Consider the following 11,879-nt stretch of genomic DNA (forward strand, 5'->3'; position numbering starts at 1 on the left):
TAGTCTGACAATTATCATTAGTGAAATGAAATTTTTAAATACTAAATATGAAATAAACTCATGCTTAGGGAAATATGTATTGTGTAAGCGTTTTCTAATTTACTATGATAAAGTCTTTGCTTAAAATTTTTTAATGCTTTCTTGTTTTTTCTAAATTAGAGCGAAAAGAGGCGACTCAATGACAATTCAAAGATATGAAGTTTTAAATAAGGTGATTCAGTTCGGAAACATTACCAATGCCGGCGCGGCTCTTGGGATCAGCCAGTCTGGGATCAGCCACGCATTAAAAAGTCTTGAAGACGAACTCGGCTTTCCTCTGCTTACTCGGAATAAACTCGGTCTTCAACTAACAAGAGAGGGAGAAAAAATCTACTATCATAGCCTTCGGGTTGTTCAGGAACATAACCATTTACTGCAGGAGGCAGGCAATTTAGCAGGCTTGGAAAAAGGTACGATAAAAGTTGGTTCATTTGCCAGTGTGACTACGCACTGGATGCCTGCTATTTTAAAATATTTTTCGGAACACTATCCTGGCATCTGTATTGAAATATATGAAAATGATTATTCAAGCCTCGAGCAGGCAGTAAGTACTGGGGAGCTTGATTGTTGCTTTACTACCCCAGTTAACCATAAAAACATTCAGTTTAAAGCCATCACCCAAGAGCAGCTGTATTGTATTGTTTCGAAGCAACACCCTTTAGCTAATAAGCATACAATTAGCGTAAAAGAGCTTGAAGAGTATGAACTTATCAAACCCAAAAGAGGTTGGGATAGTGAGTTGGCCGATTTTTTCCGCCATTATCATGTCAAGCCGGTAGTTAAATATGAAGTCTCTGACGATCAATCTATTCTTGCGCTGGTGAGTGAAAATATTGGCATTAACGTCCGCCCTGAGCTAGTGCTGAAGAATGCTTCTGATCATATTCATAGGCTGACGTTTAAAGAAGACGCCTACCGGATTATCGGTATAGGAACCCCCCGCCATCTTTCGCCTGCTACTTCTGTTTTTATAGAAGTAGTAGTTGAGTTATTTAGTACTATGAATAAGGTTTAACAGTGTTGTCTTTTTCACGACAACATTGATTTGATAAGGTTTTTATACGTTGCTGATTACTAGATGAAAAATCTTCATGTTGAATATGTCAATTTTTCATTTTAATCAGAATATCCGTTCATTTACACTGTTGAAACAGAGGTTTAATCTCTTTTCGGCCTATACCAAAAATGTACAAAAATAGTTTTAGTAAAAAACATCGTATCTCTGGAGTTTATAATGAAAAGGACATCTGTAAACATGACGTGGTTTATTTGTTCGATTACTTTAAATGCTCTAGGGAATAGTTTTATGATTACAGCTAATTTAGGGAGCGCCCCATGGGCTGCCGCCGGTGAAAACCTTGCCTCCGTTTCCCCCTGGTCCATCGGGGTCTGTATTATTTTTTTAAACCTTTGTTCCTTTTTCCTTAGTTATTTGATGAAAATTCAATTTACCTTGGCAATGATTGTTCAAAGTATCGCTCTTGCATTTGTCTTTGGAATATTTATCGACTTATTTATGTACCTTCATCACATAATTTATCTCCCCGAAAATCTTGGCGCTCGCTTCGGATACTTATTCATCGGCCTCAACTTTGTGGCTGTTGCTGTCTGTATTTATTTTCAATCAAGTTCTATTTATTTACCTTCCGACCACCTGTTAAAAGCATTCGGAAAAATGATGAACAATTATGCGGCGGGGACGATACTTTGTACGGCTATTCCCGTTTCTATCAGCTTCGCTATCATAGTTTCTCAGAACCAAGTAATTGGTTTAGGAATAATAGGCACTATAGCGTTTATGTTCGGCATTGGTTTTTTGATTGACCATTATAATCGGGGGATCGTTATCCCTTCCATTTCGGACAAAAGGCATCTTCAGTATGAAAATGAACTTTAACCTAGCCCATAGATAGAAATACTTACGGAAATTCATTCACTTTATTCCGGTTCAAGAATTTTTTATTAGGTAACGCTAAATACCGGGGACTCTTAAATGTATAAGAGTCCCCGGTATTTTTTGAATAAATAGTTACAATTTATAACTTTTTCAACTTAAAAGATCCAGAGGCGCCATCAATAATTTTGTGTAAATGGCTGTCCTTTTCCAGCCGTAAAGTTAATCCTGCCATTGGTACGACCGGATCCTGAAATAATGGTTAAGCTCACTCCATTTTCACTTTAAAATAACAAACTGAATAAAAATAAAGAAGTTAGCTTTATTATTTGTGAGAGCTGGCTTCTTTATTTTTTTCGATCAATTCTCTATCGATACTATGTAAACTCTAAGAGAGCAAAATCAGCGTTTTTTTCATGTATGTTTGCTCTTTTTCGTGTTTTTTTCTATTTCATAGTTTATTTCTTGAGATTGTTCCTCACCGATTTAAGATAAATACATGATTGCCTCTTTCCACTTGATGTTCATTATTTGGGAAAATGATGGTGTCAGCTTGCGGAGAAGAGTCTTTATCGACCCAGTGATAGTCCACTTGATACTCGCCTCCACCGAGATTAAAAGTTTGATATTCAAGCATGTGATGGTCACTTGTTGAAGAGAGTTTAGGCGTACCACCAATGTCAAAATAAATTGTTGCCATCTATGACTCCTCCTTACATTATGGTTATCGCATCTGCAAACCCTCTATCTTCCCTGGGGTTAATGAACTTATAACTTCAATCCCTTCGTGCTACGAAAAAACAATTTTATTCTCTCCCTTGTTCTACTCCGCCGCTAATGTTGGCGGTAAAAGCACGATATTGCCCAGGCGTATATCCATATATTTTTTTGAAACACTGACTAAAATAACTGGGACTCGAAAACTGCAATTGGTGGGCAATCGTTTTAACTGGTACATGCTTGGCTTGTAGCAAAAAAGCTGCTTTCTGCATCCGTTTATATGTGATGTAGCCGGGGATGGACATGCCTAATTCCTCATTCACTAACCGGGAAAGATAGCTCCTCGACACTCGTAATTGTTGCTCGAGAACGTCCGTGGTCAATGTGTGAAACAGATGCTGATCAACTATTATTATAAATTTTGAAATAATCGGAGAGTGGTGCGTTTGAACTTCTTCGTCCCCCATCGTCTCGATCATTACGTCCACCAGGACATCCATACCCTTATAAACATCTTCTTCTTGCTCCCATTCATTCAGTACATCAATCAAAGCTAAGCAGGCAGCCAATGTTTTGTTATCGTTCGAAAATGCTTGTGTGTACCGGTCGATAAAGCCACCGATCAAAAAGAAATAATACTTCTTCAATGTTTTTAATCGTTCATAGCGATTTGGTTCTAAAGAAATAATTTGATAGATGGTTCCCAATTCTTGTTTTGCTTCTCGCTTGTGGCAACGAAATACCTCGTCAAAAAAACGCTTTTGGATGGTAAACAACTGGGCTGATTCTGGTTTTTCCGGCTGTTCCCATTTTTCCAGTTGTTGTTCATAGAACAAGCAAAATTGACGAAATGCTTTTGTCATCATAAGGCCTCTTCCTTTGCTTCTAAATTGAGGACCGTTTATTTATTTGCTCTATTGGAATTTTCTACTCTCACGATGTTTTTCATTTTTTCTTATTATTTTTAAAGTGCTGATCTACGACGTACATAACATAGGCACCCAGACATGCAATAAGTAAAGGTATCAGAAGGTACAACAATAAATTCATGGTTACTTTCCCTTCTCTTATGAAAGCAGCAGTATTTTTTGATTCATAAAAATAAAATATTTTGTACATTCTATCCTTTTACTCTTTATGGTAAGCGAAGTCGGACATAAAGGCTACATAACAGGAGGACCTTTATAAACTAAGTCTTTCTTTGATTATTTCTAACATATTAATAGATACTGCCTGCTTCTTAAGACGGACTTCCTCCTTTTTATTGCTCTAGATAAGAACAGATTTTAATACAAACAGAAGAAACTTAATACATTAACAATTTCTAATAAAAAAGTCCTTTTTCTTGTAATAAGTGACACAAAAACCAGCAGTTTCTAAAGCGAAGCTGCTGGTTAATCAGGTTATTTTCTATGACGACAAGACAACTAGTTAAGAGGCCTCCGGAGCCTGATGGATCATCACAGCTATTGAGCGTGTGGTTGTTTCAACTTTTTATTTTCTCCTTTTTGAACTGACCCATCCACCTAACCGTTTAACATTTTCACATGTACAAGAAATAACCGTAGGTCAAAGATCTTTCTCATGACGAAAATCCATAGCTTCGAGTGAAACTTAGATAGTCAAACAAGGCTTCAAAGAACTTCAGGTACAACTGTTTGTCTTGTAGAAAAATATACATTTATTTTGGGAGAACAGTTAGATAATAGTAGGTCCTGGAAAAATATCTCTTTCCTAGTGTGGAATAAATGGAATTTATTTATTAACATGTAATAAATTGAGATTATTAGGAGGGTATCTTAATGAAACGAAATCCCGAATTTATCAATACGGTCATCAACGTAGGTATTCAACGCATAAGTAATAAACTTGGCGTTCCCTCCGTAGACAAAAACGGAGAATCATTGAAAGATAAACTACTCTTGTTTTACCAAAAGTATCCTGCAGCCAAAACATGCATGATCGAGACAGAAGATAATATTATCTATTATCGTGGTTCTCGGGCAAATTTCATCGAAGTTGCCAATGTGAAACAGTTATCCTCCATGACACTTGAAGCCATTGATAAAACATTCCATCAAAGAGTCATTTCCTAAAAGCATGTCATTAGCTCCCATAATTGAAGAAACATATCTGAAACGATGCATTCGCTTTTATTTTTGCGAGGGCATTAAAACTAACAACGTTCACGTATTAGCATAGGAGGCTTTATCATTGAAAAAATATTTTGGAATTTTCTTGATCGCTTTTATACTTGGTTTATGTTCCTTTGCCGCTGACACTCACGCATCAGTAGCTGGAAAAACAATCGCCCTCGATCCGGGCCATGGAGGTTATGACAGCGGAGCCTCGGCGAACGGACTTACGGAAAAAGAGTTGGTCTACGATGTTGCGTATCGAACCAAACAACGGTTGGAGCAAGCAGGTGCTGAGGTTATTATGACTCGTGACGCAGACTATTATGTCGGCTTACAGGATCGAGCCGCTATTGCCAACCGAGCCAATGCGGATGTTTTTGTTAGTATTCACGCTAACGCTGCCGCTTCCGTTTATGCAGAAGGCACGGAAACCTTTCACTACCCCACTAGTTCCGAAGGTCAACGATTGGCTGATAATATTCAATCCAGCATGGTTAATGAATTTAACAGTAATGATCGTGGGGTAAAGTCTGCTAACTTTAGCGTTTTACGAAATACTTCTATGCCCGCTGCGCTAGCAGAATTAGGATTTGTCACTAATGATGATGAAGCCTGGCGTATGAAATCCAATTCGTTCCGAAATGAAGCGGCCAATGCTTTGTATTTAGGGTTACACTATCATTTCTAATTTTTTTAAGCGATCTCCCGATACTTTAAATATTTACATATCAGCGAATGCATTAAGTGATACTCCTTGCCTACATCCATGTTCACCATATGAAAAAGCACTCTCAACACTCAGAGAGTGCTTTTCGTTTTTCTATCTATACAAAACCAATCGTTTCTACCTCACCCATCTTTTATACACAGACCTTAACATCTCCCTCCATCACCAGTACTTTTGAGTTTATATGTATACTATAATCGTCATTTATAATGCCTACTCATGTCTTTATCGCCTCTTTCTAGAAACTCTATACGGTACATCTTTTATTCCATTATTTTTAAGAGGTTTTAACATTATTCTCTCTAATCATTCATATATTAACCTCAAAACATTATGCAAAACAAAGAAATTTTCAACAACTAATAAACGTAAACATTTACGTAAATGTTTACGTTTATTATTTCATATGTTTACATTAGTTATAATATTAATAGTTTTTGTCGTTAAATAATAGAAAATTCCAGTAAAGACAGGAGTGCATTCTCGAATGTAATAGCTCTTTCTTCTTAACATTCTCTTATTTGGTTGCAATGTAAAAATTGTCCTTCAAACTAGAACAAATACATTTTAGGGGGAAGAACATGAGAACATGGGGGATAAGTCTTTTAGCAGCGTTATTATTCGTGTCTATAGGGAGCACAGGCAAAGCTTCAGCTGACAAAGGCGAGTATTTAGTTGGGTTTGAAACAGGTGTTGGGGAAAATAGGCAAACCGATATTGCTTCCCGTATTGGCGAGGTCGAACATGAATTTCAATATATGAATGTCCTAGAAATGAATATACCAAGTAAAGCTGTACAGGCTCTCGAAAACAACCCCAATGTAGCATTTGTGGAGAAAAACAAAGATGTCGAGATTTCTGCGGAATATATTCCTTGGGGCGTAGATTACGTAGATGCCCCTTCTATTCAAGATAGAGGCATCACGGGTGACGGCGCAGATGTGGCTGTTTTAGACACGGGCATTAGTGACAACCACTTTGATTTAAATATTACTGGAGGAGAAAGTTTTATTTCTTATGAACCTTCTCCTTTTGAAGATGGTAATGGCCACGGAACTCACGTCGCCGGCACCATCGCTGCTTTGGATAACGGCTCTGGACTGATTGGAGTGGCTAATAATACGCAGTTACACGCTGTTAAGGTTTTAGATAGTAGCGGCAGTGGCTCTCTTAGTACTATTATTAAAGGAATTGAATGGTCTATTTCTAACGATATGGATATTGTAAATATGAGTCTTGGAACGGCTAGCGGGGCTGAATCTTTAGAAATCGCAAGTGATAATGCTGAAGAGGAAGGTATCCTTATGGTTGGTGCCGCTGGAAATAGTGGCACCAATGGCTCTGATAATACCATAGGCTATCCCGCACGCTATGATTCTGTTATGGCAATTGGCTCGATCGACCGCTATGAAGATCGTTCTTCCTTTTCTAGTGTCGGAGAAGAATTAGAAGTCATGGCCCCGGGTTCTTCGATCACAAGCACCTATCCAGGTCAGAACTATGCCACTCTCAGCGGCACTTCGATGGCTGCTCCTCACGTTTCTGGCGCCGCAGCTCTCATGTTAGACAAAAATTCATCTCTATCGAATGAAGAAATACGTCTCCAATTAAACAACACTGCCGATCCAGCAGGTGATTCATTCTATTACGGAAATGGGATTATAGATTTGCCAAAAGCTATTGAGAGTGAATAATTACTTTATCAATCTTCGTTTTCTATTATTTAACTATAACAAATGTTTGTTGGTTAAAAACTTTTGAAGATCCTTGAACAAAGACCTTCAAAAGTTAGATTATAAGACAAAGGCCTCCGAAATTCGTTTTCGGAGGCCTTTGTCTATATCCTAGGGTCAATTTCACTAAGGGTACTGATTCTTTTCGAGATAAATAGCACTTATATAAACTGCTTGATTTCTGCTACGAATGCTTGCCGGGCTTCTTGCGGAACCCAGGGCGCAGCATGATCAAAACATACCCACTGATTGTTGTAAGTCCTGAACTAACATGTCGCTGGATTCTACAGAATGTTAGAGAGCTTTTGCTCCCTATAAAAGAAGCAAAGGGGTATTGAATATGAATAGTGGATAGTTTACGTTTGAGAGCCATTGTATGATTGGTATTCAATGCAGTTGTCTTACGAACAAGGCAAAATCATCCTTGTTCGTACATTTTCACCTACAGTTCTCCTAGTACCAGTATTGTTCCGGCAATACTTTTGTATTCGTCATTGCTGCAGCTTTATTTTTATTGTTCATTGGCATCACGTCTTACTTTTAAAATCTCGTCAAACAATGGCTCGGCCTTATGTCAGATGAATCTTAAAGGTGTCGTAACCCATCTTACATCTTTTTCACTTCTACTTTCCTATAATACAAATAGAACTGAATAGATTCTGGTAGGGGCCATGCTTGAATAATCTCTGAAGAAACAATGTAATCTATCTTACACCCCTGGTTTCAACTAATTGGCTCCAGGTAATTTCACCACTAGCATCAACGGATTCATCAGACTAGAATAGGAGGAATTTATGATGATCGAACACATTACTGCGGTATCAAAAGGTATGAACACCGAGAGCACTTCTGCAAACCATAAAATTGTTATCGATGAACCTGCTAATATGGGAGGGACCGATGAAGGCGCCAATCCGCTCGGTACGCTGCTTGCCTCTTTGGCCGGCTGTGAAAATGCCATTGCCAACTTTGTGGCTAAAGAAATCGATTTTGACCTACAGGGCATTGATTTTGAGGTCCAAGGGGAACTCGATCCCAACGGCATGATGGGTAAAGGCGATGCCCGTCCGTATTTCCAACGCATTACAGTCAACGCGAAAGTGCATACGGGCGAATCCAATGAACGCATCCAGGAACTTCAAGAAAAAGTCGATGCCCGTTGTCCGGTCTTCACCACAATGGTCGCGGCCGATGTCGACATGCAAGCTACCTGGACGAAAGCATAAAGAATAGAAACAAAAAAGGAAGAACTCGATAGCTGATCCTATCGCTTTCGATATCCACGTTTTTAATAAAGGAGAGATTTCAAATGGCTATTGTTCATGTAACAGATAGCAATTTTCACCAAGAAACATCCGAAGGGGTCGTATTAACTGATTTTTGGGCCCCTTGGTGCGGTCCTTGTAAGATGATTGCTCCCGTCCTCGAGGAGATCAATGAAGAAATAGGCAATCAAGTTACCATTGCTAAACTTAACGTAGATGAAAATCAGGCTACTGCCGCCGAATACAGTGTTATGAGTATTCCTACCATGCTTCTATTTAAAAATGGAGTAGTCGTGGAACAAATCGTTGGTTTTCAACCAAAAGAACAATTAATGAACCACATTCAAAAATACACCTAGATTAAAATCCTTAACATTTAAATACCCTCGTTCGTTTCACAGGATAAAACGAATGGGGGTATTTCCTATCTTTCAATTGTTTATTTTGCTTATACTCGTTTTTAAATCATTTACTATAAACAAGTTTCTTGCCTAAAGGATGGTCCACTTTTACTATTGGATTTATTATCATTTAATCGGAGGTTAAATATTTATGTCTACATTATTTCAACCGTTTCAATTGAAGAATAGAAAACTAGGCAACCGATTTGTGGTCGCTCCCATGACCCGTATTAGTGCCGAAGCAAATGGCGTGCCCACGGAAGCCATGCAACAGTATTATGATCGCTTTGCCCGAGGAGGGTTTAGCGCCATTATCACCGAAGGCATATACATTGATGAACGCTATAGCCAAGGGTATTATCATCAGCCTGGACTCGCGAAGGTGCAGCACGCCGAAGCCTGGACCCCTATCGTTCAAACCGTGCAGGCCCATGATTCAATTATCATTGCCCAATTGATGCATGCCGGGGGCCAGAGTCAAGGAAACATGCATACGGATGAACGTATTTCCCCCTCCGGAATCGCACCCAGAGGGGAACAGCTTGAATTTTACGGTGGAAAAGGACCTTTTCCAGCCTCTCGTTCGTTAACAGATAAAGATATAGCTCAAGTTCAAGAGGCCTTTGTAGATAGTGCTCAGCGTGCCAAACAGGCAGGATTTGACGGTGTCGAAATTCATGGCGCCAATGGTTATTTGCTTGATGAATTTTTAACCGAATATATGAATCAGCGCCAGGATGATTATGGCGGTTCGCTTGATAACCGCCTTCGCCTACTTCTGGAGATTATTCAGGCAGTGCGCCAAGCCGTCGGAGACAACTTCATTGTTGGCATCCGTATTTCTCAAATCAAAGTCTCGGACCCCGAATACACATGGTCCGGAGGAGAAAATGACGCGCAATACATTTTCGAACAATTTGGCGTTACTTCCTTAGACTATATTCATGTCACCGATAGTGATGCGACGCAACCTGCTTTCGGTGAAGGGACAATGACCTTGACTCAGGCAGCAAAAACATTCAGCCAGCTGCCGATTATCGTCAACGGCGGGCTAGGCGATGCGGAACAAGCTCAGGCATTACTTGCTGAAGGCGATGCGGATGCTGTCGCTCTCGGAACTAGCGCGTTAGCAAACCCCGACCTGCCCCATAAAATTGCTAAGGGCAAAGCATTAGCTTCGTTTGATTTTGCCTCTATCTTGCTCCCGCAGGCGGAAATCAAAGACCATGAACTGCAAATGAGTGTTTCCGAATAAGGTTAGTACCAAAATAAAGCACCAAAGTACGCCACAAGCCCTTAGGCTCAACCCTGCCTAAGGGCTTGTAGTGTATTTGACATTGAGATGAACGATAAAATGACGGAATGACATCGCCTCTCCCCGATAAATTTTCCTTTTCTTGGTGGGACTCGTTGTTTAAAAGTGTTAAAATTTAGAAAAATGTGTATGAAAGGAGGAAATAATGTATGCAACAAGTATGGCACCTACTCCTATCCGTATTTGTTATATTATTATTCATCCCGAACGAGTCTTCTGCAGAAATAAAAAAGAAGGAAGACATTAGTGCAGCTTCCTCTGATGAAGCCGTCACCACCCAAACAGAAAACGGCATTACGGACTATCTGCCAGCCTTTCCCCTGCTGTCAAACAATCCTACCGCCTTTCTTTCTTCTTCCGTGCTCTCAGGCCATACCACAGAGCCTGAAGACGAGGAAATGACCATTCATTTTTTGGACGTGGGCCAGGGGGACAGTATACTCGTAGAGTCTCCCACGGGCGAAACGATGTTGATTGACGGCGGTCGCCAATGGGAAACCGATACGATTCTTTCTTACCTGGAAAAAGAAGGAACCGATGAACTGGACTGGGTCGTAGGTACCCATCCAGATGCGGATCATATTGGAGGACTCATTGGAGTATTGGAAGAAGTAGAAGTGAAAAACGTACTCGATAGCGGGAAAGAGCACACCACGGATACCTACTTGGACTATTTAGAGGTTATTGACGAGCAAAACATTAACTTTGTGGAAGCTCAGGAGGGAGACGACGTAGATGTGGCCCCGCTGGCGCACGTTCAAATTTTAAACGGGTATAATGAAAGTAGTGATTTAAATGAATCCTCTATCGTATTGCGCCTTTCGTATAAAGATATAGATGTGATGTTCATGGGAGATGCCACCGAGGAGAATGAAGAGGACATACTAGAACAATACGACGTGGAAGCGGAGATTCTGAAGGCCGGACATCACGGGGCTGATACTTCCACAGGTTCGTCCTTCGTGGATGCCGTTGATCCGGAAGCAGCTGTGCTTTCCTATGGCGATAATAATTACGGACATCCGGACCCGGATGTTATGGAACGTTTGCGTGCTCATGACACGGATTTGTTCAGTACCGCTGATAGTGGACATATAACGATGACGACTGAAGGAAACCATTACGATATTCACGCTCAACCGTGGGATGGAAACGAGAAAGACGCTGATCCAGAGAAAGAATTGATTAACGTAAATACCGCCGGCTTTGAAGAGTTACAGGAAGTCACAGGAGTGGGACCAACACTTGCTCAAAACATCTTGGACTATAGAGAAGCCAACGGACCGTTTGAATCTATAGAAGAGCTTGATAATGTCCTTTATATTGGATCTGCCACCATCGAAGAAATGCGCCCAGACATTACACTTGGTTAGGAGGGATTATGTGGAAAAATACACCGTCGATCGATTTGAAGGAACTCTTGCGATTCTCCTTTTGGCTGGTAATGAATCGGTACAAAGGGAAATGGAAAGAGACCAAATGCCCGATGGCCTGACTGAAGGCGATGTCGTGGAAATTGCATGGAACAATGACGGATCCATGTACTCAGTCATATTAAAAACCGAAGAAACTGAAATCAAAAAAGAAAAGGCCCGGTCGCTTCTCCACAAATTGAAAAACAAAAAATCAGAACAATGAGCACTTAGA

Annotated in this window: 12 protein-coding genes; 10 read left to right on the plus strand and 2 right to left on the minus strand. The window is 40.1% G+C overall.

Annotation, left to right across the window (positions count from 1 at the left end):
• The first annotated feature begins 178 nt into the window (after window positions 1–178).
• Together ACTRXI_RS13195 and ACTRXI_RS13200 are read left to right on the plus strand one after the other, a co-directional pair.
• On the plus strand, window positions 179–1,054 hold the full coding sequence (locus ACTRXI_RS13195) for a LysR family transcriptional regulator (protein WP_474263236.1): 876 nt from the start codon (window positions 179–181) through the stop codon (window positions 1,052–1,054).
• A gap of 240 nt (window positions 1,055–1,294) precedes the next feature.
• The gene (locus tag ACTRXI_RS13200) at window positions 1,295–1,936 is read left to right on the plus strand and encodes a DUF6198 family protein (RefSeq protein WP_474263238.1); all 642 of its coding nucleotides are present in this window, start codon (window positions 1,295–1,297) and stop codon (window positions 1,934–1,936) included.
• Between the two features lie 475 nt (window positions 1,937–2,411).
• On the opposite strand, the gene ACTRXI_RS13205 is transcribed toward ACTRXI_RS13200, so the two are convergent.
• Together ACTRXI_RS13205 and ACTRXI_RS13210 are read right to left on the minus strand one after the other, a co-directional pair.
• Window positions 2,412–2,633 (minus strand): hypothetical protein, encoded by a 222-nt coding sequence (locus ACTRXI_RS13205; protein WP_474263240.1) that lies wholly within the window; start codon window positions 2,631–2,633, stop codon window positions 2,412–2,414.
• Window positions 2,634–2,739: 106 nt separating this feature from the next.
• A complete protein-coding gene (locus ACTRXI_RS13210; protein WP_474263242.1) occupies window positions 2,740–3,519 on the minus strand; it encodes a helix-turn-helix transcriptional regulator in 780 nt (259 codons plus the stop codon).
• Between the two features lie 936 nt (window positions 3,520–4,455).
• On the opposite strand from ACTRXI_RS13210, the gene ACTRXI_RS13215 reads away from it, so the two are divergent.
• The 8 genes from ACTRXI_RS13215 (at window position 4,456) to ACTRXI_RS13250 (ending at window position 11,870) form a co-directional block, all read left to right on the plus strand.
• Window positions 4,456–4,749: a hypothetical protein gene (locus ACTRXI_RS13215; protein WP_474263244.1), complete on the plus strand. Its 294-nt coding sequence runs from the start codon at window positions 4,456–4,458 to the stop codon at window positions 4,747–4,749.
• A gap of 118 nt (window positions 4,750–4,867) precedes the next feature.
• Window positions 4,868–5,479, plus strand: a complete 612-nt coding sequence (locus ACTRXI_RS13220) for an N-acetylmuramoyl-L-alanine amidase family protein (protein WP_474263246.1) — start codon at window positions 4,868–4,870, stop codon at window positions 5,477–5,479.
• A gap of 620 nt (window positions 5,480–6,099) precedes the next feature.
• Entirely contained in the window at window positions 6,100–7,212 is a 1,113-nt protein-coding gene (locus tag ACTRXI_RS13225) for a S8 family peptidase (protein WP_474263249.1), read from the plus strand.
• An 833-nt stretch (window positions 7,213–8,045) separates the two neighbouring features.
• Window positions 8,046–8,477 carry an OsmC family protein gene (locus ACTRXI_RS13230; RefSeq protein WP_474263251.1) on the plus strand — a complete coding sequence of 144 codons (432 nt, stop codon included), beginning with the start codon at window positions 8,046–8,048 and terminating at the stop codon, window positions 8,475–8,477.
• 83 nt (window positions 8,478–8,560) lie between these two features.
• On the plus strand, window positions 8,561–8,875 hold the full coding sequence (trxA, locus tag ACTRXI_RS13235) for a thioredoxin (RefSeq protein ID WP_474263253.1): 315 nt from the start codon (window positions 8,561–8,563) through the stop codon (window positions 8,873–8,875).
• 193 nt (window positions 8,876–9,068) lie between these two features.
• Entirely contained in the window at window positions 9,069–10,172 is a 1,104-nt protein-coding gene (locus ACTRXI_RS13240; RefSeq protein ID WP_474263255.1) for an oxidoreductase, read from the plus strand.
• A gap of 209 nt (window positions 10,173–10,381) precedes the next feature.
• On the plus strand, window positions 10,382–11,605 hold the full coding sequence (locus tag ACTRXI_RS13245; protein WP_474263257.1) for a helix-hairpin-helix domain-containing protein: 1,224 nt from the start codon (window positions 10,382–10,384) through the stop codon (window positions 11,603–11,605).
• Window positions 11,606–11,615: 10 nt separating this feature from the next.
• Window positions 11,616–11,870 (plus strand): DUF3006 domain-containing protein, encoded by a 255-nt coding sequence (locus ACTRXI_RS13250; RefSeq protein ID WP_474263259.1) that lies wholly within the window; start codon window positions 11,616–11,618, stop codon window positions 11,868–11,870.
• Window positions 11,871–11,879 lie beyond the last annotated feature (9 nt).

This window comes from Marinococcus sp. LNHM4E3-1 (genome assembly GCF_056034405.1).